Annotated in this window: 23 protein-coding genes and 1 pseudogene; 14 read left to right on the forward strand and 10 right to left on the reverse strand. The window is 58.1% G+C overall.

Features of this window, described 5'->3' with window-relative positions:
* Positions 1 to 16 precede the first annotated feature (16 nt).
* The 8 genes from AC2D8V_RS08055 to AC2D8V_RS08090 all read left to right on the forward strand — a co-directional run bounded on the left by AC2D8V_RS08055 (position 17) and on the right by AC2D8V_RS08090 (position 8,040).
* Entirely contained in the window at positions 17 to 571 is a 555-nt protein-coding gene (locus tag AC2D8V_RS08055; RefSeq protein WP_484733015.1) for a CvpA family protein, read from the forward strand.
* An 81-nt stretch (positions 572 to 652) separates the two neighbouring features.
* Positions 653 to 1,744 carry a sensor histidine kinase gene (locus AC2D8V_RS08060; RefSeq protein ID WP_484733016.1) on the forward strand — a complete coding sequence of 364 codons (1,092 nt, stop codon included), beginning with the start codon at positions 653 to 655 and terminating at the stop codon, positions 1,742 to 1,744.
* 121 nt (positions 1,745 to 1,865) lie between these two features.
* Positions 1,866 to 3,350, forward strand: a complete 1,485-nt coding sequence (gene purF / locus AC2D8V_RS08065; RefSeq protein ID WP_484733878.1) for an amidophosphoribosyltransferase — start codon at positions 1,866 to 1,868, stop codon at positions 3,348 to 3,350.
* Positions 3,351 to 3,380: 30 nt separating this feature from the next.
* Positions 3,381 to 4,016, forward strand: coding sequence for an SDR family NAD(P)-dependent oxidoreductase (locus tag AC2D8V_RS08070; RefSeq protein WP_484733017.1), 636 nt, complete (start codon positions 3,381 to 3,383; stop codon positions 4,014 to 4,016).
* A gap of 91 nt (positions 4,017 to 4,107) precedes the next feature.
* Entirely contained in the window at positions 4,108 to 4,893 is a 786-nt protein-coding gene (gene surE / locus AC2D8V_RS08075) for a 5'/3'-nucleotidase SurE (protein WP_484733879.1), read from the forward strand.
* A complete protein-coding gene (locus tag AC2D8V_RS08080; protein WP_484733018.1) occupies positions 4,890 to 5,543 on the forward strand; it encodes a protein-L-isoaspartate(D-aspartate) O-methyltransferase in 654 nt (217 codons plus the stop codon). Before surE ends, AC2D8V_RS08080 begins: the two co-directional genes overlap by 4 nt.
* A gap of 71 nt (positions 5,544 to 5,614) precedes the next feature.
* Entirely contained in the window at positions 5,615 to 6,844 is a 1,230-nt protein-coding gene (locus AC2D8V_RS08085; RefSeq protein ID WP_484733019.1) for a peptidoglycan DD-metalloendopeptidase family protein, read from the forward strand.
* 167 nt (positions 6,845 to 7,011) lie between these two features.
* Positions 7,012 to 8,040 (forward strand): Hint domain-containing protein, encoded by a 1,029-nt coding sequence (locus AC2D8V_RS08090; protein ID WP_484733020.1) that lies wholly within the window; start codon positions 7,012 to 7,014, stop codon positions 8,038 to 8,040.
* A gap of 153 nt (positions 8,041 to 8,193) precedes the next feature.
* Here AC2D8V_RS08090 and AC2D8V_RS08095 read toward each other — a convergent pair whose 3' ends face one another.
* From AC2D8V_RS08095 to AC2D8V_RS08110, 4 genes are read right to left on the reverse strand one after another with little or no spacing between them, the layout of a single operon-like run.
* Positions 8,194 to 9,039 carry an ATP-binding protein gene (locus AC2D8V_RS08095; RefSeq protein WP_484733021.1) on the reverse strand — a complete coding sequence of 282 codons (846 nt, stop codon included), beginning with the start codon at positions 9,037 to 9,039 and terminating at the stop codon, positions 8,194 to 8,196.
* A 12-nt stretch (positions 9,040 to 9,051) separates the two neighbouring features.
* On the reverse strand, positions 9,052 to 9,885 hold the full coding sequence (gene tatC / locus AC2D8V_RS08100; protein WP_484733022.1) for a twin-arginine translocase subunit TatC: 834 nt from the start codon (positions 9,883 to 9,885) through the stop codon (positions 9,052 to 9,054).
* Positions 9,882 to 10,337 carry a Sec-independent protein translocase protein TatB gene (gene tatB, locus AC2D8V_RS08105; protein ID WP_484733023.1) on the reverse strand — a complete coding sequence of 152 codons (456 nt, stop codon included), beginning with the start codon at positions 10,335 to 10,337 and terminating at the stop codon, positions 9,882 to 9,884. The genes tatC and tatB overlap by 4 nt, the downstream gene beginning before the upstream one ends.
* 3 nt (positions 10,338 to 10,340) lie before the next feature.
* Positions 10,341 to 10,595 carry a twin-arginine translocase TatA/TatE family subunit gene (locus AC2D8V_RS08110; protein ID WP_484733880.1) on the reverse strand — a complete coding sequence of 85 codons (255 nt, stop codon included), beginning with the start codon at positions 10,593 to 10,595 and terminating at the stop codon, positions 10,341 to 10,343.
* Between the two features lie 219 nt (positions 10,596 to 10,814).
* Here AC2D8V_RS08110 and AC2D8V_RS08115 point away from each other — a divergent pair, with 219 nt between their 5' ends.
* Both AC2D8V_RS08115 and AC2D8V_RS08120 read left to right on the forward strand, forming a co-directional pair.
* On the forward strand, positions 10,815 to 11,183 hold the full coding sequence (locus tag AC2D8V_RS08115) for a hypothetical protein (RefSeq protein ID WP_484733024.1): 369 nt from the start codon (positions 10,815 to 10,817) through the stop codon (positions 11,181 to 11,183).
* Between the two features lies 1 nt (position 11,184).
* Complete coding sequence (locus tag AC2D8V_RS08120; protein ID WP_484733025.1) at positions 11,185 to 11,850, forward strand: helix-turn-helix transcriptional regulator; 666 nt, start codon at positions 11,185 to 11,187, stop codon at positions 11,848 to 11,850.
* Here AC2D8V_RS08120 and AC2D8V_RS08125 read toward each other — a convergent pair.
* The 6 genes and pseudogenes from AC2D8V_RS08125 to AC2D8V_RS08150 form a co-directional block, all read right to left on the reverse strand.
* Positions 11,838 to 12,206, reverse strand: a complete 369-nt coding sequence (locus tag AC2D8V_RS08125; protein WP_484733026.1) for a Lin0512 family protein — start codon at positions 12,204 to 12,206, stop codon at positions 11,838 to 11,840. The two genes, AC2D8V_RS08120 and AC2D8V_RS08125, sit on opposite strands and share 13 nt — an antisense overlap.
* Complete coding sequence (locus AC2D8V_RS08130; protein ID WP_484733027.1) at positions 12,199 to 12,549, reverse strand: Lin0512 family protein; 351 nt, start codon at positions 12,547 to 12,549, stop codon at positions 12,199 to 12,201. The genes AC2D8V_RS08125 and AC2D8V_RS08130 overlap by 8 nt, the downstream gene beginning before the upstream one ends.
* Before the next feature lie 19 nt (positions 12,550 to 12,568).
* Positions 12,569 to 13,651: an ABC transporter ATP-binding protein gene (locus tag AC2D8V_RS08135; protein WP_484733028.1), complete on the reverse strand. Its 1,083-nt coding sequence runs from the start codon at positions 13,649 to 13,651 to the stop codon at positions 12,569 to 12,571.
* Between the two features lie 46 nt (positions 13,652 to 13,697).
* Positions 13,698 to 14,720 (reverse strand): annotated as a pseudogene (locus AC2D8V_RS08140) (SLC5/6 family protein).
* Positions 14,721 to 14,830: 110 nt separating this feature from the next.
* Positions 14,831 to 15,961 (reverse strand): hypothetical protein, encoded by a 1,131-nt coding sequence (locus tag AC2D8V_RS08145; protein ID WP_484733029.1) that lies wholly within the window; start codon positions 15,959 to 15,961, stop codon positions 14,831 to 14,833.
* Between the two features lie 3 nt (positions 15,962 to 15,964).
* Positions 15,965 to 16,744, reverse strand: coding sequence for an SDR family oxidoreductase (locus AC2D8V_RS08150; protein ID WP_484733030.1), 780 nt, complete (start codon positions 16,742 to 16,744; stop codon positions 15,965 to 15,967).
* A gap of 129 nt (positions 16,745 to 16,873) precedes the next feature.
* Here AC2D8V_RS08150 and AC2D8V_RS08155 point away from each other — a divergent pair, with 129 nt between their 5' ends.
* Genes AC2D8V_RS08155 through AC2D8V_RS08170 form a run of 4 tightly spaced genes read left to right on the forward strand, consistent with a single transcriptional unit; the run spans position 16,874 to position 21,251 of the window.
* Positions 16,874 to 17,875, forward strand: coding sequence for a Hint domain-containing protein (locus AC2D8V_RS08155; protein ID WP_484733031.1), 1,002 nt, complete (start codon positions 16,874 to 16,876; stop codon positions 17,873 to 17,875).
* A 44-nt stretch (positions 17,876 to 17,919) separates the two neighbouring features.
* Positions 17,920 to 19,527: a peptide chain release factor 3 gene (locus AC2D8V_RS08160; protein ID WP_484733032.1), complete on the forward strand. Its 1,608-nt coding sequence runs from the start codon at positions 17,920 to 17,922 to the stop codon at positions 19,525 to 19,527.
* Positions 19,528 to 19,536: 9 nt separating this feature from the next.
* The gene (locus AC2D8V_RS08165; protein ID WP_484733033.1) at positions 19,537 to 20,277 is read left to right on the forward strand and encodes a hypothetical protein; all 741 of its coding nucleotides are present in this window, start codon (positions 19,537 to 19,539) and stop codon (positions 20,275 to 20,277) included.
* Positions 20,274 to 21,251, forward strand: a complete 978-nt coding sequence (locus tag AC2D8V_RS08170) for a glycosyltransferase family 2 protein (RefSeq protein ID WP_484733034.1) — start codon at positions 20,274 to 20,276, stop codon at positions 21,249 to 21,251. Before AC2D8V_RS08165 ends, AC2D8V_RS08170 begins: the two co-directional genes overlap by 4 nt.
* The last annotated feature ends 38 nt before the right edge of the window (positions 21,252 to 21,289 follow it).

Genomic DNA, 21,289 nt, shown 5'->3' on the forward strand with positions numbered 1-21,289 from the left:
GAGAGGCAGAAAAGCTATGCAGGACTTTACACTTATCGACGGGGTGGTGGCGCTTGTCATCGTGATCTCGGCCCTTCTGGCATACGGCCGCGGGCTGGTGCGCGAATTGATGGCGATTGTCGGCTGGATCGTGGCGGCCGTAGTCGCGTTCATGTTTGCCCCGCAGGTTGAACCTCTGGTGCGCGAAATCCCGGTCGTGGGAGAATTCCTCGCAGACAGTTGCGAGCTATCCATCATCGGGGCCTTCGCCGCAGTCTTCGCCGTTGCACTGATCGTCGTTTCTCTCTTCACCCCCCTGTTCTCGGGCGTGGTCCAGCGTTCTGCCATCGGCGGGATAGATCAGGGCCTCGGGTTCCTTTTCGGGGTGGTGCGTGGCGTGCTCCTCGTGGCGGTGGGCTTCTTTGTTTACAACATCGTTGTCACCGGAGAGAGCTACCCGGTCGTGGACGAGAGCCGTTCGGCAACTGTCTTCCTGCAACTGTCGGAGCGCATCGAAAGCTCTGAACCGGAACAAGCACTTGGCTGGATCACCCAGCAATACGAAGAACTGGTCGGCGAGTGCGGGCAGTAACCGTCCTCAGGTTTCGCATCACGGTTAACCGTTCGTTATTCTAACGCCCATAGGCTCGCCTGAAATTTTAGGATTGAGCTTTTGACCCGCGGCGACCTTGTCCAGCTTGACTGTATTGACGTGCCTGTCTTCGTTCTGGAACAGGATGCGCTTGGCATTCCGTGTTACCGCCACATCAACGCCAAGGGATTAGAGCTCTATGGCGACACCCTCGGCGATTTTCTGGGCAAATCTGCAGCGCAGGTCTTCCTCGGCGAGGACGGCAGGAAAACCCTGCGCCACCACATCGAATGCTTCCTCACAGGCAAACCCGTTGACTACAATGTATCGGTGGTCACCAGCCAGATGCAGCGGGAATATCGCATTCAACTAAAGCCGCAAATTGGCGCAGATGGTGCGGTCCTGCGGGTTTTGGGGACGGGCCACGACATTACCGAAGCACAAGACGCGCAACAGATCAAACAGGGCCTGGATCACGCCCAGACGGAACAATTCGTGACGCTCGCCGCGCATGACTTGCGGACACCCATGCGCAACATCCGCAACCTGACAGCAATGCTGCGCGAAAATTTCGAGGATCGCGGCGACGGCAAGGTCGAGTTAATCGACATGCTTGAGGACGTCGCAACAAAGTCCAGCACCCTCATTAGTGAGGTCTTGCAGTACTCCCTCACTACCCGGACCAAGGCCAGCGTATGCTCCTTTGCCCTGTCGGAGCTTTGTGCCGACATCGACGCTATTCTGAACCCGCGAAATCAACACGACATAAAATGGCCGGATGCCATTCTCGAAACGGATCGGATGGTTGTACAGGTCGTGATCCGAAACCTCGTGGATAACGCAATCAAATACGGTGCCCGTGACAGGCTCACCATAGACATATCCACATGGGTAGAAGACAGCCGGCGTGTGGGCTTTGCCGTAGAAGATAATGGTCAGGGCATGACAAACCCCGGTATCGCGTTCCTGAATAGCGGGCAAATGCATGCGGACAGCGGATACGGGCTATTGAGCATTCGGCGCTTGCTCACCGCGCGGCGGGGCTCCATCTCCGCAAGACACGGTCCCAAAGGCAAAGGCACGCGCGTGGTCTTCAAGCTCCCCGGGGTGCTGCAACCTGCACATGTATTCACACCGGGCAGTTACCCCAAACGCCGCGTGGCGCGCGGCTGAAGTGACCTGCGGATCACATACAAACCACATTTCCGTAGTCGCGACGTGACACCGGGCGGGCAACACCCTAAATAGGAACCTGTTGCCAACACGGATTCGGAGCTACCCGTTGTCCAAGATCATGCCCCCCGCGCACCCGTTTGATGCAAGCTATCTGCGCGATACGGAAAGCGACGATAAACTGAAAGAAGAATGTGGCATATTCGGCGTGCTCGGCGTTGTGGATGCCTCGAACTTCGTAGCCCTTGGCCTGCATGCACTACAGCACCGCGGACAGGAAGCGGGCGGCATTGTCAGCCACGACAAGGACCACGGCTTCCAGTCTGCCCGCCGGTTCGGCTATGTCCGCGACAGCTTTACCAGCCAGTCGGTGATGGAAACCTTGCCGGGCCCGCTGGCCATTGGCCATGTGCGCTACTCGACCGCGGGCTCAAAAGGCCAGACCGCCATTCGCGACGTCCAGCCGTTCTTTGGTGAATTTGCCATGGGGGGCGCTGCCATCGCGCACAACGGCAACATCACCAATGCCAATGCGCTGCGCCGCGAACTGATCGAACGCGGCTCGATCTTTCAAAGCTCGTCTGACAGCGAATGCATCATCCATCTGATGGCGCGCTCGTTGCAGCGCACCATCCCCGAACGCATGGAAGACGCACTGCGCCGCGTCGAAGGCGCTTTCTCGGTGGTTGCAATGACCCGCACCAAGCTGATCGGCGTGCGCGATCCCTTGGGTGTGCGCCCGCTTGTTCTGGGCAAGGTCGGCGATGGATGGGTTCTGTCGTCTGAAACATGCGCGCTGGATATCATCGGCGCCGAATTCGTCCGCGAGATCGAACCGGGAGAAATGGTTGTTATCAACGCCGACGGCGTGGAAAGCCACTTTCCGTTCCGGCCACAGAAATCACGTTTCTGTATCTTTGAGCATGTATACTTCTCCCGCCCGGACAGCATTCTCGGCGGACGTTCGGTCTATGAGACCCGCGAGGCGATCGGGCGCGAACTGGCCAAGGAAAACCCGGTAGATGCCGATATCGTCTGCCCTGTACCCGACAGCGGTACGCCCGCCGCGATCGGCTTTTCGCTGGAATCGGGGATCCCATATGCGATGGGCATCATCCGCAATCAGTACATGGGCCGCACTTTCATCGAACCGACAGAGCAGATCCGCAACATGGGCGTGCGGTTGAAACTCAACGTGAACCGCGCACTGATCAAGGGCAAACGCGTGATCCTCGTCGATGACAGCGTGGTGCGGGGTACAACAAGCCGAAAGATCAAAGAGATGATACTCGATGCCGGCGCAGCAGAAGTGCACTTCCGTATCGCCTCTCCACCGACGGCATGGCCCTGCTTTTACGGCGTTGACACACCTCAGCGCGAAAAGCTGCTGGCCGCCACGATGTCTGAAGAAGAGATGTGCCACCACCTCGGCGTTGACAGCCTGCGTTTCATCTCGCTTGATGGCCTGTATCGCGCCGTTGGCGAAAGCGGCGGGCGCAACAACGCACAGCCGCAGTATTGCGATGCCTGTTTCTCGGGAGAATACCCCGTAACCCCCGCAGACCAGATCGAAGAGGGCTTCGAAATGAAGCCCGCCGCCGAATAACTGCCGCACTTAACAAGCAAGCCGATCCGCATGACCAAAACAGCACTGATCACCGGCGCCTCCCGGGGCCTTGGGGCCGCTTTCGCGGAAACCCTCTGCGACACCTACCACATCATCGCTGTGGCCAAGACCACCGGCGCACTGGAAGAGCTTGACGACCGGATCAAAACGAGCGGCGGCAGCGCAACGCTGGCACCAATGGACATCACCAACGCGGACGCCATGGCCACGCTCTGCCGGGGTATCTTCGATCGCTGGGGCGGGCTTGATCTTTGGCTTCATACAGCGATCCACGCAGCCCCCCTGACACCCACCGATCACATAGATGCCAAGGATCTCGCCAAGTCCGTGGCCACGAATGTCACCGCCACCGCAACGCTGATCACCTACGTGTCTCCCCTGTTGGGGCAAACCGGCTGCGCGGTTTTTTTCGAAGACCCCCGCGGCGGTGATAAATTCTTCGGCAGCTACGGCGCAACCAAGGCGGCACAGGCCGCTCTGGCGCGCAGCTGGCAGGCGGAAACACAAAAGACAGGCCCGATGGTCAAGATCCTGTCGCCCCGGCCAATGCCGACGGCAACCCGGGCGCGCTTTTTTCCGGGCGAGGATCGCGCCCCGCTCGCGGATATTCGCGAAGAAGCGGTACGCCTGCGCGCAGAACTCTAGCTCTTTCATCTTGCCAAATAAACTCCCGCCGGAGGCGCCCGCACTTGCCGCCCGCGATACGCTCGCCTATCAAGGCGAAAAGGGGCACGATATGCGCATTCTCATCACCAACGACGACGGTATCAACGCCCCCGGGCTGACCGTTCTGCACGCCATCGCAACAGAGCTTGCGGGCCAGAACGGCGAAGTCTGGACGGTCGCGCCGGCTTTCGAGCAATCCGGCGTCGGCCATTGCATCAGCTATACCCACCCTACGATGGTGGCCGAGATGGGACCACGGCGGTTTGCAGCCGAAGGCTCCCCGGCCGACTGCGTTTTGGCCGGTGTGCATGACGTAATGAAAGACAATCCGCCCGACCTCGTACTCTCCGGCGTCAACCGCGGGAACAACTCCGCCGAAAACACGCTCTACTCCGGCACCATCGGCGGTGCGATGGAAGCGGCCCTGCAAGGCCTGCCTGCGATCGCACTGTCGCAGTATTACGGACCGGACAACGCCGGTATCGACAATCCGTTCGAAGCATCTGCAGTGCATGGCGCGGAGGTGGTACGTCGTATCCTCGCCCATACACCAGAGCATACCGAAGGCTACCGGCTGTTTTACAACGTTAATTTTCCGCCGGTTCCCGCAACCGCGGTCAAGGGCACACGTCTGGCCACGCAGGGTCTGCGGGCAGGTCCCAGCTTTTCTGCTGAACCGCATTTGTCGCCATCGGGCCGGCGCTTTTTGTGGATCAGGGGAGGCGACCAACGTCGCCCCACCGCTGAAGGCTCTGATGCGCAACTCAACCTGCAAGGCTATATCTCTGTGACGCCTATGCGGGCGGATTTGACCGCACATGACATGATGACCAGCCTGTCAGGCATTAACACATGACCGAAGACCCGACCGACGCAACACGCAAGATGCAGTTCCTGTTTGCGTTGCGGTCAAAGGGTGTGACCGACAAGCGGGTCCTGCAGGCGATGGAAACGATTGACCGTGGCCAGTTCATCCGCGGCATCTTTGCAGACCGTGCCTATGAGGATATGCCCCTGCCAATTGCCTGCGGTCAAACAATCAGCCAGCCGTCCGTCGTCGGCCTCATGACGCAGGCGCTCAACATAAGCCCGCGCGACAAGGTGTTAGAAGTCGGTACCGGCTCGGGATATCAGGCCGCGATCCTCAGCCGCCTCGCACGCAGGGTCTACACGGTGGATCGCCACAGCCGTCTGGTACGCGAAGCGCGCGCATTGTTCGACAGCATGAACCTGACAAACATCACGGCCATTACCGCCGATGGCAGCTACGGGTTGGCGGATCAGGCTCCGTTTGACCGCATCCTCGTAACAGCCGCCGCCGAAGACCCGCCGGGCACGCTGCTCGAGCAGTTGAAACCCGGCGGCATCATGGTCGTGCCGGTCGGACAATCGGACGCAGTGCAGCACCTCATCGTCGTGCGCAAATCCGACGCGGGCTATGATTACGAAGAATTGCGCCCTGTGCGCTTTGTGCCCTTGCTCGAAGGCTTGGGAAAGGACACATAAGCTGATATAGTGATGCGATAAGCGCGGGATCAACACGCGCAGGCTCGATCAGCGGTATTGAGGATGACAAAATGAACAGGCTTCTATGGCAAGCAAAGGGGCGCGCGCCAATCGCGAGCGTTGCGGCCTTGATGGTGGTGAGCGCGTGCAGCGGCCCACTCGATCTTGATCTACGCGGCACTGGTGGCGGTTTTTCGACCGCGCAGGCAGCCTCCGAGGTGACAACAGAAACCAGACCTGCTCCGGACAACCGCGGTGTTATTTCCTACCCCAATTATCAGGTAGCCGTCGCGCGCAGAGGCGACACCATCGACAGCGTGGCAGGGCGTCTGGGACTGGAACCGCAGCAGCTGGCGCGATTCAACGGGATCGATCGCAAAGCCTCCTTGCGCGACGGCGAGATCATCGCCCTGCCCGTGCGCGTGTCTGAACCCTCGCCACAAACCGGTGCCACCACAACCGGACCGATCCGCCCCGGCAGCGTCGACATAGGCACGCTGGCAGGCGGCGCTATCGACCGCTCGGCACCACAGACGGCGTCCGGCAACGTACAGACAGCGGCACTGCCGCCCTCGACCGCGCCGGCACCCGCCCCCGCGACATCGGGTCAGGAACCGACACGTCACAAGGTCGAACGCGGCGAAACTGCCTACACGATCGCGCGGCTTTACAATGTGCCGGTCAAGTCACTTGCGGAATGGAACGGTCTCGGGCCGGATTTCGCCATCCGTGAAGGCCAGTTTCTGCTGATCCCTGTGGCCCGTCAGGCACCACCGGCACAAACCGCATCCGCGATACCAAAACCGGGCGTCGGCTCCCCGACACCCACACCACCCAGCGCGACAAAACCCTTGCCGCCTGCCGGAGCAGCGGTTCCAGTAGCCGCAGCAGCCGCCTCGGCTGCGTCAGAACCAAGCGTTGACGTGGGCGAACGCACCGCCGCCTCTGACAATGCGCGCATGCTCTACCCGGTCACCGGTTCCATCATTCGGGAGTACTCCAAGGGCCGCAACGAAGGCATCGACATCAAGGCGGCACCCGGCACAGCGGTCCGTGCCGCCGATGCCGGAACAGTGGCAGCCATCACCAAAAGTGCCGAGGGCGTTCCAATCGTCGTGGTCCGGCATGACCCGGAGTTGCTGACCGTTTACGCCAACGTCACAGATGTAAGTGTGGAAAAAGGGACAAAGGTGACCCGCGGGCAGTCCATCGCCGAGTTACGCGATGGCAAGGACGCCTTCGTTCACTTTGAGGTCCGTAACGGTTTCGACAGCGTTGACCCCATGCTGTACCTCAAATAGCTGAAAACAAAAGGGATTCCCGCAATACGCGAAAACTGATGCTGTTGAGCGCAATTTTCCTAGAAATTGCCTCAATAGCGCCATAATGCGCGGGGGTGCCGTCATGACCTTGCCTCGTTTCCAGTCCAGAAACAGTCTGGAACATCGACGAGGATTGGACCACGGTCATGCCTACTTTTTACGGGTACACCTTCGCCATTTTCGGCACACAGTCCAGTTCGGCTGGTGGCGCAAGCATAGACTACGACACGCCCCCGACCGGCACGTGGCGGTATACCGGTTCCGATACCTATTTCGTGGTCGAAGAGAAAAACACCTCAAACGACGAGTTTGAGGGTGACACCAAAGATGAAGAGGTCGTGCGCAACACCCAAATCGGCAAGGGACAAGCGCAAACGACCAACATTGACGGCACGGATCGCCAGCTTTTGTGGGACTACACATTCACCGTAAGTGATGGCACAAGCACGTGGCGCGTTGGCGTGATCGACGTTGATCTTAACAACGACAACGACGTTCAGGACCCGGGCGAAGACGGTTATTTCCTCGTCTTCCCTGACGGCATGCCTCCTGCAGACACCGATCTTACCGTCGGCGGCGTTGTCGACGACGGCGTATCTACGCCACATATCGATCTGAACGGACAAGTCGTTTGCTTTGCTGCCGGCACGATGATCGATACCGCAGACGGGCCTCGAACAGTCGAAAGCCTGCAAGAAGGCGATATGGTCATGACCCGCGATGCGGGGCTTCAACCACTGCAATGGGTCGGACAGACGCGTGTCCCCGCTATTGGGGACCTCGCACCAATCGTCATCTCGGCGGGTGTTCTCGGCAATGACGAAGAACTCGTGGTGTCACCCCAGCACGGCATCCTGATCAACGACTGGCGTGCGGAACTCTTTTATGGCGAACCCGAAGTTCTGGTGCGCGCCAAGGACCTGTTGGCACACGACGGTATCTACCGCAAACCGGGCGGCGCCGTCACTTACTGCCATATCCTGTTTGACGCCCATCATCTGGTCAGCGCTTCTTCGATCTGGTCCGAGAGCCTTTATCCCGGAGACATGACACTGCAATCGGTCAACCCTGAGGCGCGCGCAGAGATTCTGACCCTGTTTCCCGACCTGAAGGGGTACGGCCCCAAAGCGGCGCGCTGTTTGCGCCGATTTGAAGCCGTGTGTCTGGCCGCATGAGCGTGTTGGTCTCCTCTGGCGCGCCGCTGGTGTCCGCCCATTTCAGTCTGGGTCGCAGCGATTTGGGAGTCTGCAAACGGCTGCACTTGACGTTGCAAACTCACGCCCGACATCACAGCAGCGCGCGAAACGTGATCAGGTTCATGCGCCCCGTTAATCGCTCAGAGATACACCCCGACGCCCGGCCAGATCAGTAAAGTACTGCCACGCCACCCTGCCCGATCGCGACCCGCGGGTGGCCTGCCACTCAATGGCCTCAGCGCGCAAAGTTTCGTCGTCGATCGCAACACCATAGGCATCGCAGTAACCGCGGATCATGGCGAGATACTGGTCCTGATCACAGGGGTGAAAGCCCAACCAAAGACCGAAGCGGTCAGACAGGGATACCTTTTCTTCAACGGCCTCCGACGGGTTGATCGCAGAGCCGCGCTCGTTCTCGATCATGTCGCGCGGCATCAAATGCCGCCGGTTTGATGTTGCATAAAGCACCACGTTATCCGGACGACCTTCAATACCGCCGTCAAGTACAGCCTTCAGGCTCTTGTAATGCGCGTCATCATGGCCAAAGGAAAGATCGTCACAAAACAGAATGAACCGGTAAGGGGCCTGACGCAGGATGTTCAGCAACCGACCGACAGAGGGGAGATCTTCGCGTTGCAGTTCCACGATACGCAGTACTTCATGTGATTGGTGAACCTCACCATGTATTGCTTTAACTAGGCTGGATTTTCCCATCCCCCTTGCACCCCAAAGCAGCGCGTTGTTTGCGGGGAGCCCACGGGCAAATTGCTCGGTATTCGCCAAAAGTGTATCGCGAGAACGATCAATGCCGACCAGCAAAGGGAGATCGATCCGGGCCACTTGCGGGACCGGCTCTAACCGGTCCGGATCCACATGCCAGACAAATGCTGCTGCCGCGGAGAAATCCGGAGCCGCAAGCGGCGCTGGCGCCATGCGCTCAAGCGCCGCTGCAATTCTGTCCATCGGGTCATCGATCACGGGTAAGCTTTCCTAGTCGTCATAGTACCCTTCAGCGCGCAGCTTTTCTTCGCGCTTGGTTTCCACACGTCTGACCAAAAAGATCGAGACCTCGTAAAGACCGTAAACCACCACGAAAAGGATCACCTGCGTGATGACGTCAGGGGGCGTGACCAGCGCCGCCAGCACCAAAATGGCAACGACCGCATACTTCCGCACATTGCCCAGCCCTTCCGAACTGACCAGCCCCGCCTTTCCCATCAGAGTGAGCAGCACAGGCAACTGGAAACACATGCCAAAGGCTACAATGAACTTGATGGTGAGGTTCAGATACTCCTGAGCCGATCCCTGAAAGACGACGCTCAATCCAGGCGTCGTTGCCGGGTCTCCCGGCATGGCTTCGCCTTCGGCACCAAACTGCTGGAACCCGAGGAAGAAATCGTAGGCCAAAGGAGTTACAACATAAAAGGCAAAAGACGCCCCCAAGATGAACATGACGGGCGACGCGACGAGAAAGGGCAGAAACGCACCCTTTTCGTTCTTGTAAAGTCCAGGGGCCACAAAGCGCCACATCTGGTGAGCAATCACCGGAAACGACAGCATCAACCCGCCGAGAAGCGACACTTTGATCGCCACAAAAAACCCTTCCTGCGGGCTGATAAAGATCAGGTCGCAGTCCTGCCCGCGTTCCCCCAGAACCTGACACAACGGCGCAGTCAGAAAGTTGAATATAGGTGTAGCGACCGTAAAGCAGATCACCATGCCGATCAGAAACGCGATCACCGAACGGATCAGCCGCGTGCGCAACTCTGCAAGATGTTCGATCAGCGGAGCCGCTGACTCGTCAAGGTCTTCGGACGAACTCATGAATCACCTTTGTCGGCAGGTACAATATCGGCTTCTAACGCATCAGCCTTTTCCTGCATTTCTTGCGCCTCTTTCAGTTTGCGCTCCGCAGCGGCCCGTGCAGTCGCTGCCTGAATCTTTCTCGCGTTTTCCGCACGCTCTGCCTTGTCTGCCGCAAGCTTGCCCGTTTCGCTGTCCGGATCCAGATTGCTCAGATCGGCGGCCGCGTTCTTGACGCCATCCATCGCGCTGCCGACCGGGTTGGTCGCTGCTTTCAGCCCCTTGGAGATATCCTTGACGCCCGCATCATCTGCCGCATCGTTCATTGCTCGGCTAAATTCGCGCGCCATGCCCTTGGCCTTGCCCACGAACTGCCCCAGCGTGCGGAACATTACCGGCAAATCCTTGGGACCAATCACAATAAGCGCGACGATGCCGATGACCAGCATCTCCGTCCAGCCGAGATCGAACATGGATCAGACCTTGTCTTTTTCGGTTTTCAGGTCCGTCTCTGGGTGCGTGCCGCTGTCGGTGGGTTGCGGCGTGATGTCCTTGGCTTCTTCGGCAGACGCATTGGTGATCTCGTCCTGCCCTTCGCTGATGCCTTTTTTGAACGATGTGATGCCTTTGCCCACTTCGCCCATGAGGCTGGAAATCTTGCCGCGTCCAAAGAGGACCAGAACGACAACTGCGATCAGCAAAAGGCCGGGAAGGCCGATATTGTTCAACATGAGTTTCTCCGCTTGTTTCATGACGGCCAAGAAAAGCCGCCGCTGTCCCCGTCAGTCATAAGGATTATACACCGGTGACAGAAGCGGTATGCACCCGAAACTCCAGCGGATGGCAGTCAATTAGACAAAAAATTCCCCTCGCAAAACACAACTGACAGGTTTATGTCAGTTGCTATCTGCCAAAAGCGCATCAGTGCAAAACCAACGAAAGGAAAGATAATGCGCTTTACGCCTTCTCAACCCGCCCCTGCCGCAGCCGACGCCCAACGCGGCGCAACTCGCGGCGCGGTCGCGGAAATTGTTACGTTCCGTCTCGCCGACGGGTCTGATGCGGCTGCCTTTGCAAAAGCGGCGGATGACATGACACCCTACTTGAAGAAAACCGGCGCGGTCCTGTCGCGGACGCTGAGTGTAGACGAAACGGGACTGTGGACAGATCACGTCACTTGGACATCAATGACAGCGGCAAAAGCTGTATCTGCCGAGATCATGCAGCAACCGGATGCCGCCCCGTTCATGCAAATGATTGATCCATCCACGGTCGACATGCGCCACGCGACCATTCATTACGGGCTTTCTCCGGACTGATATGCGCCGAACGGATCGTCTCTTTGACATCATCCAGATCCTGCGCGACGGCAAACTGCACCGCGCGCAGGACATCGCCGCGCGCCTGGAGGTATCGGTCAGGACCATCTACCGTGACATGGACACGCTCGTGGCCTCTGGTGTGCCGGTAGAGGGGGAGCGCGGCGTCGGCTACATGATCACCGAAGCCATCACTCTGCCACCGCTCACGTTAAGCGTCGCAGAACTCGAAGCGCTAAATCTGGGCATGGCCATCGTCGGAGAGGCTGCAGACCCTGACCTTAAGTCCGCAGCGCTCAGTCTGGCGGACAAGATCGACGCGGTCTTGCCGTCTCAGGTGGTTGCAGAAGCAGACCAGTGGAAATTCGCCGTATATCCTTTTGCAGATGCTGCACGCGGTTTTTCGCATATGCCCACCCTGCGGGCGGCAATCAAGGCGCGGCAAAAGCTTAGAATCGTTTACACATCCAAAGACAGCGTTGTCACTCAACGCGTTATCAGACCCTTGCACATGGAATACTGGGGCCGCATCTGGACCCTGACGTCTTGGTGCGAGTTGCGCGAGGCGCATCGGGTGTTTCGGGTCGACCTGATCCAGTCCGCCGAGGCGCTGCCAGAGCTGTTTACCGACGAGCCCGGCAAAACCCTGTCTGACTATGTGCCCTGAGCCGACAACTTCCAACCGGTCTGTGGCGGAAGGAAAGCCTCGACGCTGGCTTGCGCAATGACAATCGGATCGCCGTCGACAGTTTCAACGTTCAGCCCGCCCTTGACCACCTTCACCTCGGCACGCCCGCGCGGCAACGATTGGGTCAGCACATCAACATCGACGGCAGCGGGTTCTTGTACGCCAACGGTTACCTGCACGCGCATGTTTTCATGATCCAGCCCCGTCACGCCGAACAGCGGCAGCGAGGAATGTCTGAATGCGTCTTCTATCGCCCGCTTGGCCGCCTTGGTGTAGTCCTGCCCGTGCAGGTCATTGCCCATGCCCATCTCAATGATCAAACGCTGTTCAGACATCATTGCGCTCCATGTCAAAGCCTACTGTCAGGGCGACATTTGCCATGACCGTGGGGTGACCATCACCGTCCGGTCGCGGCACATCCAAGCCCCCCTGATGTAGCCGCACCTCGGCTTTGCCGTATGGAAAAACCGCAAGGATTTCATCGGTATTGACCGCTTGGGGCTTTTGCACGCCGATATCGACGATGATTTTCATGTCGGTTTTTTCAAAGCCGAACAACTCTGCCAGATTGATCGAATTATGCCACAGCGCGTCTTTCACGCCACGCACAGCCGCCTGCGTATAGTCTCCGCGACGCAACGAGGTGCCCATGCCAAACTCAACGAGCAGTTTTTTCATGCAAAAACCCTTTCTCGGCTTATGCCGCAAAGACGAAACACTTGTCGCGCCGGATGGTCAGCCACATAACCGTACCGGGTTGCGGCAGAAACACCCCCGGAACGGTCGCCTTCAGGATCGACCCGTCGTAATCCATCCGAAACTCCACCAGGCTTTCGTTGCCCATAAACCGCGCACGATCCACGACGCCGCGCGCTGCGGTCCCTTCGCTTGCGGTCGGTTTTGGGCCTTGACCGCCCCGGTCGAAATCAATGCGTAGATGCTGGGGCCGAAACACGATATTCACGTCTGTCCCATCCGGGACGCCAGGCGCGAGAAAACGCCCAAACGGTGTCTGGGCAAGCGCGCCGGACACCTGCGCCTTCAGCATATTGGCGTCCGAGAAAAACGCCACCGCAGCCCGATCGACCGGACGGGTATAAACATTATAGGGCGCGCCGCGCTGTACGATTTTGCCGTCACGCATCAACGCAATCTCATCGGCCATCCGCATGGCTTCTTCCGGCTCGTGAGTGACCAGCAATACCGCTGTATCCTGCTCTTTCAAGATCGTGAGCGTTTCATCGCGGATGCCGTCACGCAAGCGATTGTCCAGACCGGAAAAGGGTTCGTCCATCAGCATGATCTTGGGTTTTGGTGCAAGTGCCCGCGCAAGTGCTACCCTTTGCTGTTCTCCACCCGAAAGCTGATGCGGGTACCCATCTACAAAGCGGCGCAAATCAACCCGATCAAGAAGCTCCTCGACCCGCGCGCGCTTGTCGGCCTTGGACATCGATTTCAGCCCGAATGCCACGTTATCCGCAACACTCAGATGCGGAAACAAAGCGAAATCCTGAAACATCAGGCCAATTTCCCGGCGTTCCGGAGGCACGCGGAAAATTGTGTCGCAGATCAGTTTTCCATCAACAAAGATCTGCCCTGAATCCTGCATCTCTACACCGGCAATCATGCGAAGCGTCGTGGATTTGCCACAGCCCGAAGGGCCAAGAAGACAGGTCACCTGCCCCGGTTGGATGCTGAGCGAAACGTCATCCACCACGGCCCGGCCTTCGAACGCGCGCCGCAGATTTTTGATCTCTAGCCGCGGGGCGGTCGTGCTCACGCGTGGTCTCCGCAAAATCCGATAGAATTCCTCGGATAAGCAGCTATCAGCCCTTTCGCGCGCCCGCAAGCACCGCTGAAAAGCCGGTGATCAGAACGTCGATGCAGATCGCCCGCAATTGCTCGTATTTGTGACCCTCGGGCAAAAGTGTCGCAACCCCTGGCCAGCTCCTGGCAAAATAGGCAAAAGCGCCTGCCAGTGCGGCGCCGTAGGCCGCCAGATAGGCCCACAGGGGCACGTGGCGCTTGGCAACCAACCCCGCCACGAGGAACGGCGACAGAAAAATGGACGCCGTGCCACTGACAGCAACCGCATCAAATAGCGTCGCATCGCCCCAAAGCGTCAGAGCAAGGCCTGCTGCCATTACGACTATCATGACGACGCGCCCCCCCTTTGAGGCTGCGCGACGCCCGCCCCAAATCCTCCACGGCCAGTCGCGCCGACGAAGCAAGCGCGAAACCAAGTGTGCTGAGAGCCGATACCAACAGCGACAGCATCAGCAGAGTAAACACCCATGGCGGAAACATCGCGCCCCAAGCTCCAATCAATTCGTCCTCGTATGCTGCACCAACCAAACCAGCGTGAATTCCGAACATTCCGAAAGCAACGATACAAAGCGTCGAAATCCAAAACCCGTAGTGGAACGATTTTCGCGTCGTCAGCGGATCGGCGAGAAAACCTCTGAAAGAAGGCGCAGGGTGATGACGACGTTATAGGTAACTTTGCCTGCCCGCCCGAACTGACCCCCGAGCCAATCCTGAACTGAAGTTGCCCCGCGTTCGAGCAGGCGGCCGACGATAAAGCCTCCGGTCAGAAATGAGCCGTAGTAGGCTGCATAAGCGAGCGTACCCGGCATGCCGTAATAATACCCCAAGATAGCAGCGTTCATCAGCGAACGCGCAAATATCCATGTGGTGACCTGACTGAGCACCAACACCCACAATCCCGGCGCAGAACCGCTCTCGGCGCGCCCCGCAAAAATCCCGTCGGCAGATACGCGTCGGGGCGTAAAAACGAGACTGAGTGCAATGGACACGGCAAAGACCACGATCAGGACGGCGGTTTGCATAACAGCTGTTCCGTTCCGGCTGATGCTTGGCCATAGCGTTAGCGCCGTGCCCTTTCCGCTGCCAGAGGTCGGAATGGTGGGTGCCGCCATTGTAAAACGCCCGTGAGCGGTCAATCAGCGTCTTTTACTACGTCAAATTCGGCATGGGCACAGTCTATCCCGTTGACCTGCAACGTCAGTGAATGGCGCCCCGGATGCCACGTGAAGGTTGTTGCCGCAGCTTTCAGCTTGTGAGATTTCGCAAGCAGGAGCGGGCTGTCCGGTCCGCATTTTCCCTGCTTGAGCTTAAATACTTTCTTGCCCGTCTTTCCACCGGGGCGCGCGAACGTGATACGGTAATCGACAAGGGCGGGAACAGACACCGGCGCACGAATTCTGGCACTGAAATCCAGCGTTTGCCCGATCACGACCGGTTGCGCCGGCAACTCTAGCGCGACCTGAAACGCTATGTCCGTGCGAAACCCCAGCAAAGAAAGCGCCCCGGCGTGACCTGATTTGACAAGCGAGCGCAAAGCATGGCGTGTCATCCAATCCAGTTCTTTTGCGTCTTGCTCTTTCAGCCTGTGCCAATGTGCAAGCCGTTCAACGACGCGGTCTGGCGTGATCTTGGACAAGTCATTCAGATGATTAGCCACCGACCGGGTCACATATCGCGCCGGATCGGCGTGAAGCTGATCAAGCAGCGGAAAGGCCTGATCAGGCGTTAACCTGATTGCCCGTGCCCAAGGCAGTTTTGGCCGTGTACCTTCACTGACCAGCCGTCGCACATGGTAATTTTCGTCTCGCGACCATTCCCGCAAGGCGGCGAGGGTCTCATCCGGCCATTCGTTAAGAAAGGCCCGAATATAAAACTCCATCGAAAACCGCTGGGTCGCTGCATAGATCAGCGCCAGTGCTCTATCCCGGTGATTTTTCAGGCCGTGACGCACGGCAAGAATGCCGGGAACTGCATGGATGAAATGCCCGAAATCGTCATCGGTCAGGTCGGGACTAAGCGGTGGCGGCATCGCCGCTTCCAGCAGATCGGCCATTTCGTCAAAGTCACCGGGAAGCTGTGTCTCGATGCAGTCTGCCAGCCACTCAAGGCGCGCCATCAGCTCGCGGTCAGGAAATCCGTCCAAAGCCGCGCGCTCGAACTTTTTGCGATCAAACCCCGGTACAGCCTGTGCAAACTCATGCCCAAGCTGTGCCGTTGTTTCCGCGTTGAACAGATGGTCCTTTAACGAAAAACCTTCACTCACTGTTCAAATCGTGGCGTTCGTGCCGCCACCGTCCAGCAGAATGTTCTGCCCAACGATAAAGCCGGCATGCTGCGAGCACAAAAACGCACAAGTCGCTCCGAATTCCTCGGAAGTACCGTAGCGCCGCGCTGGAATCGTCGCAGCACGACGGGCACGCGCCTCCTCTATAGAAATGCCTTCACGCGCGGCGACGGGGCCGTCCAATGCTTCGGCGCGATCGGTCGCATGAATACCGGGCAGAAGGTTGTTGATCGTAACGCCCTTTTCCGCCACCTGCCGGCTGGTGCCTGCGACGTATCCGGTCAGGCCAGTACGGGCTGCATTGGAAAGACCCAACTGAGGAATAGGCGCCTTTACCGATTGCGAAGTGATGTTCACCACCCTGCCCCATCCGCGATCCATCATGCCCGGAACCAGTGCCTTGATCATCGCAATCGGGGTCAACATGTTGGCATCAAGCGCCTTGATAAAGTCTTCGCGGTCCCAGTCATGCCACATGCCCGGAGGTGGCCCGCCCGCGTTGTTGACCAGAATATCGGCACTTCCAGCCGCCTCAAGAACAGCGCTGCGCCCTTCATCCGACGTAATATCTGCGGCCACCGCGATGACATCCACATCATGCGCGGCTCGGATTTGAGATGCCGCTTTTTCAAGGGCGTCAGCACCGCGCGCATTCATGACCAGATCGACGCCCGCTGCGGCCAGAGCCTGCGCACATCCCAGGCCAAGCCCTTTTGACGAAGCGCATACAACCGCCCGTTTACCTTTTATGCCTAAATCCATGCGAAGTTCCTTTTTTCAGAGCGCTGACCAATCCAGCTTAGGGATGCAGATCAGCAAAACACCAGAATGATGTCCATAGACGGCCACAATTTTATGCAAATTTGCTCCAAGCTTTCGAAAGGGCAAAACATGGTGCGTGCTGCGCTCAAACCGGTTGACCGCCACGTCTCTGTCTATGCGGCAGCAGATTTTACGGTCATCAGCGGTGCCAACGAAGGCGACGAGATGAGCTTTGCTGACGAGCTTGAGCTGGATGACACCTACGTTCTGTCGCCGCAAGCCGTCCATCGAGGCCTTTGCCTTCGCCCGATGTCCGCAGGGCGATACGCGCTGATCAACGATGGTGTCGCCGCACGTCACATCCATCTTGATAGCGCGTTGTCACTGATGGCAACGGACGGTCTTGTCGTCGATCTAATCGTTTTAGTCGAAGTCGACGATCAGAACATGGCGCAAAAGGTTCATGTGTTGCCTCTGGTACCGCTTGAGCCGCAAACCGAGTATCGGCTTGTTGGCATTGACCGCGATAGTGTTGCGCGCAAGTTTGCGCAGGCAGGGTGCGTGTCCTTCGCCCGCGGCACGCACATCACGCTTGGGTCCGGACGACAGGTAGCGGTTGAAAACCTGCGTGTCGGAGACCCGATCCTCACCCGCGACGACGGCGTTCAGACGCTCAGGTGGATCGGGCGCAGTACGCAACGCGCGACTGGCAGCTTTGCTCCAGTGTGCATTCGTGCTGGCACATTGAACAACACAGGCGATTTGATCGTCAGCCCCGATCACCGGCTGTTTGTCTACCAACGCGTGGATGAACTTGGCGCGGGCCGTGCCGAATTGCTGGTCAAAGCGCGACACCTTGTGAACGGTACGACGGTCACCCAGCACAAGGGTGGATTCATCGACTATTTCCAACTGTTGTTTGACAGCCACCAGATCATCTACGCCGAAGGAATTGCGACCGAATCCATGCTGGTCGATGACAGGGCTGCCACACTTGTCGCACCGGAGCTTTTGGAATCGCTGGCCCGCGCACCGCACATACAAAGGGAACTGTCGGAGTTGGAGGTGCGCAAGGCGCTGCTTTCGCGCCCGGACGCCGCCGACCTGCTGCGGCGTGCCTCGCGCGGGTAGCGGGGCATCTTGCGTCATCTGCCCCCCTCGCCTATAGCGCAGTCATGCTGGACACATCCAAAAACCGCCCCGATCTGCCGCCGGAAATTGCCCGCCGCCGTACGTTTGCGATTATTTCCCACCCGGACGCTGGCAAGACGACCCTGACCGAGAAGTTTTTGCTGTTTGGCGGCGCTATCCAGATGGCCGGACAGGTACGCGCCAAGGGAGAGGCGCGCCGCACACGGTCTGACTTTATGGCAATGGAAAAAGATCGCGGTATCTCTGTTTCAGCCTCTGCGATGTCATTCGATTTCAAGGAATATCGCTTTAACCTCGTTGATACGCCGGGCCACTCGGATTTTTCCGAAGACACCTATCGCACCTTAACCGCAGTAGATGCCGCCGTTATGGTCATTGACGGGGCTAAGGGCGTTGAAAGCCAGACCCAAAAGCTGTTCGAGGTCTGCCGGATGCGCGACCTTCCCATTCTGACCTTCTGCAATAAAATGGATCGCGAAAGCCGCGATGTCTTCGAAATTATCGACGAAATACAGGAAAACCTTGCTATCGATGTAACACCGGCAAGTTGGCCCATTGGCATCGGTCGCGATTTTTTGGGGTGCTATGACATCTTACGCGACAGGCTGGAACTGATGGACCGCGCCGATCGCAACAAAGTTGCCGACAGCATTGAAATCAATGGGTTGGACGACCCAAAGCTGGCTGAACACGTGCCTGAAAACCTGCTGGAAAAGCTGCGTGAAGAGCTTGAGATGGCAAAGGAATTGCTACCGCCGCTTGATATGGCCGCGATGCACGAAGGGTCGCTGACACCGATCTGGTTCGGCTCTGCGATCAATTCTTTCGGCGTCAAGGAGTTGATGGACGGGATCGCAAACTACGGGCCCCAGCCACAAATTCAGTCAGCAGAACCGCGTCAAATCCTACCAGAAGAGCCGAAAGTCGCAGGTTTCGTTTTCAAGGTTCAGGCCAATATGGATCCCAAACACAGGGATCGCGTTGCATTTGTGCGTTTGGCATCGGGGCATTTCGAACGCGGCATGAAGCTGACGCACGTGCGTTCGAAAAAGCCAATGGCCATAACCAACCCGGTAATGTTCCTCGCGTCTGACCGCGAACTGGCCGAAGAAGCATGGGCAGGAGATATCATCGGCATTCCGAACCACGGGCAACTGCGCATCGGCGACACGCTGACCGAGGGTGAAGCAATTCGTGTCACCGGCATCCCGTCGTTTGCGCCCGAATTGCTGCAAGGTGTCAGAGCAGGCGATCCGATGAAGGCAAAGCATCTGGAGAAAGCATTGATGCAGTTCGCCGAAGAAGGCGCCGCCAAAGTTTTTAAACCTTCCATTGGTTCGGGCTTTGTCGTTGGCGTGGTCGGGCAACTTCAATTTGAGGTGCTGGCGAGCCGCATCGAACTGGAATACGGCCTGCCTGTGCGCTTTGAGGCGTCGCAATTTACGTCTGCGCGCTGGGTCAATGGCGACAAACAGGCAGTGGACAAGTTCACCGAAGCCAACAAGCAGCATATCGCCCATGATCATGACGGCGACGTCGTTTATCTAACCCGCTTGCAGTGGGATATTGATCGCGTGGATCGCGACTACCCTGACATCAAGCTGAGTGCGACCAAAGAGATGATGGTCTGACAGGGGCGCATGGTCGACAAGGAAGAAATACACCCGGGCGGTTATTTCAAGCTGATGCGTGTCCTTGAACGCCGACAGCGCCCATTTGACTATTTGGATCCTTTCCTAGCGACGGCTGATCTTGACCTCGTCGCGGCACGTGAGGCTTTGGTGGATGCTCCAACGCTCACACCGGATGACTGCCCCAAGTACAGTGCAAAGGCAAAATGGGTCGAGTTGCAGGCTGAGTTCGCAGGTCAGCCGCAGTTGTATCTCTGGCACGCTATGATGATCGCCGTTTCGCGGCGCCGCGATCCCCCACCCCAAGCGCTTGCCTTGTTTTTCAGGATCTGGTCCGAAATGGGTACTGATCTGGCCCGAGAACTACCTGTCCGTTGGCTGATCTCGGCCAGCACGACATTCGCTGACTGTGGTCAAAACGCAGACCAGCGCGCACTTGGCATGGGTCTTTCAACGCTCTTTGACCTGATCAAACTGCATGAAAGCGAACGGCGCATAACCGGCAAGCCATCGAATGAGCCGTTCAATCGCACACCCGGCGTGCGCCGCGCGGCGATGCCTTTTCGGATGGAACCTTACTCTTTAAAGGGCGGTGATCTTGATCGGGTTTTGTTGTCGCGTTTGTGGCAACTCAGTGAGAAGGACACCACGATTCGCCCCTTAGCGATGCGGATGCTGTGGATGGTAATGAGCGACCGCCGCACAGTGTTTGGCCGCGTGGAAAAATTCAAGCTGCGGAAGCAGCCGTGACCGGTGCCGCGCCGAGATGGGGTGTGGTGGCGACAGCCAAAGCTGAAGCGGATGAAATCTTGCAGTTTGCCGCATTTCACCTCGATGCTGGTGCGACGCGTGTTCATGTATTTCTGGATGAACCGGCTCCAGAGGCTTTTGCGGCCCTCAAAGCGCATCCAAACTGCCGTGTCACAGAATGTGATGACGCCTATTGGCACAAACGCGGCGGCAGACGTCCGGCAAAACACCAAGTGCGCCAAACACGCAACGCCACCTTTGGCTACAATCGCTCCAAGGGGTTGGATTGGGTAGTGCACATAGACATCGACGAATTTCTTGTCTCCGACCACACTGTCGCGACAGCACTGTCCGAGCTACCGGCCGATTGTCTGACCGCGCGTGTACGACCCATGGAGGCGCTGACGCTATCCGGTGACCGCGGAACGCCTTGCGCGTTCAAGGCATTTATACCCAATGGGCCGGAACGCCGCGCGATCTCTCAGCGGCTTTACTCAAACTTCGGTACCTATGTGCGGGGCGGCTTTCTGAGTCACGTCGCCGGAAAGGTATTTGCCCGAACCGGGCAAGCCCAGATGCATTTCAAGATCCATAACGCAGTGGTGGCCGGCGTCGAAAACCCCCGATTCGCCGATTTGGCCGAGGTAAGTTTGGCGCATTGCCATGCATCGAACTGGGCTGAGTGGCGGGTTAAACATGCCTTTCGTCACGAAAAGGGGTCGTATCGAGCGGATCTGTCGCCAGCGGTACCATTTCATCAGGGCGGCACCACGTTACACGCGTTATTTGAAAGCTTGATTGCCACCGAAGGCGACGCCGGGCTGCGACGTTTTTTTGACGAAGTATGCGCCGACTCTCAAGACCACCGCGATCGGCTGGAAGGCCAAGGGTTGTTGCGGTTGCATGATCTTGATCTTGCGGCAAAATTGTCAACCCACTTCCCGAAGTTTGTGCAGAATAGCCCATCTGTTTGACCCCGTGCGCATGAGTTGATAAGCAAGCGCATCGTACC

The sequence above is a fragment of the Roseobacter sp. YIN89 genome, from assembly GCF_057219365.1.

Excerpts from the sequence above, each read along its gene's own strand:
- purF (WP_484733878.1), top strand. The coding sequence starts at position 1,866 with ATGCCCCCCGCGCACCCGTTTGATGCAAGCTATCTGCGCGATACGGAA.
- surE (WP_484733879.1), top strand. The coding sequence starts at position 4,108 with ATGCGCATTCTCATCACCAACGACGACGGTATCAACGCCCCCGGGCTG.
- AC2D8V_RS08115 (WP_484733024.1), top strand. The coding sequence starts at position 10,815 with ATGCGCTTTACGCCTTCTCAACCCGCCCCTGCCGCAGCCGACGCCCAA.
- AC2D8V_RS08150 (WP_484733030.1), bottom strand. The coding sequence starts at position 16,744 with ATGGATTTAGGCATAAAAGGTAAACGGGCGGTTGTATGCGCTTCGTCA.
- AC2D8V_RS08080 (WP_484733018.1), top strand. The coding sequence starts at position 4,890 with ATGACCGAAGACCCGACCGACGCAACACGCAAGATGCAGTTCCTGTTT.
- tatC (WP_484733022.1), bottom strand. The coding sequence starts at position 9,885 with ATGAGTTCGTCCGAAGACCTTGACGAGTCAGCGGCTCCGCTGATCGAA.
- AC2D8V_RS08120 (WP_484733025.1), top strand. The coding sequence starts at position 11,185 with ATGCGCCGAACGGATCGTCTCTTTGACATCATCCAGATCCTGCGCGAC.
- AC2D8V_RS08085 (WP_484733019.1), top strand. The coding sequence starts at position 5,615 with ATGAACAGGCTTCTATGGCAAGCAAAGGGGCGCGCGCCAATCGCGAGC.
- tatB (WP_484733023.1), bottom strand. The coding sequence starts at position 10,337 with ATGTTCGATCTCGGCTGGACGGAGATGCTGGTCATCGGCATCGTCGCG.
- AC2D8V_RS08160 (WP_484733032.1), top strand. The coding sequence starts at position 17,920 with ATGCTGGACACATCCAAAAACCGCCCCGATCTGCCGCCGGAAATTGCC.
- AC2D8V_RS08155 (WP_484733031.1), top strand. The coding sequence starts at position 16,874 with ATGGTGCGTGCTGCGCTCAAACCGGTTGACCGCCACGTCTCTGTCTAT.
- AC2D8V_RS08165 (WP_484733033.1), top strand. The coding sequence starts at position 19,537 with ATGGTCGACAAGGAAGAAATACACCCGGGCGGTTATTTCAAGCTGATG.
- AC2D8V_RS08110 (WP_484733880.1), bottom strand. The coding sequence starts at position 10,595 with ATGTTGAACAATATCGGCCTTCCCGGCCTTTTGCTGATCGCAGTTGTC.
- AC2D8V_RS08130 (WP_484733027.1), bottom strand. The coding sequence starts at position 12,549 with ATGAAAAAACTGCTCGTTGAGTTTGGCATGGGCACCTCGTTGCGTCGC.
- AC2D8V_RS08125 (WP_484733026.1), bottom strand. The coding sequence starts at position 12,206 with ATGTCTGAACAGCGTTTGATCATTGAGATGGGCATGGGCAATGACCTG.
- AC2D8V_RS08055 (WP_484733015.1), top strand. The coding sequence starts at position 17 with ATGCAGGACTTTACACTTATCGACGGGGTGGTGGCGCTTGTCATCGTG.
- AC2D8V_RS08090 (WP_484733020.1), top strand. The coding sequence starts at position 7,012 with ATGCCTACTTTTTACGGGTACACCTTCGCCATTTTCGGCACACAGTCC.
- AC2D8V_RS08070 (WP_484733017.1), top strand. The coding sequence starts at position 3,381 with ATGACCAAAACAGCACTGATCACCGGCGCCTCCCGGGGCCTTGGGGCC.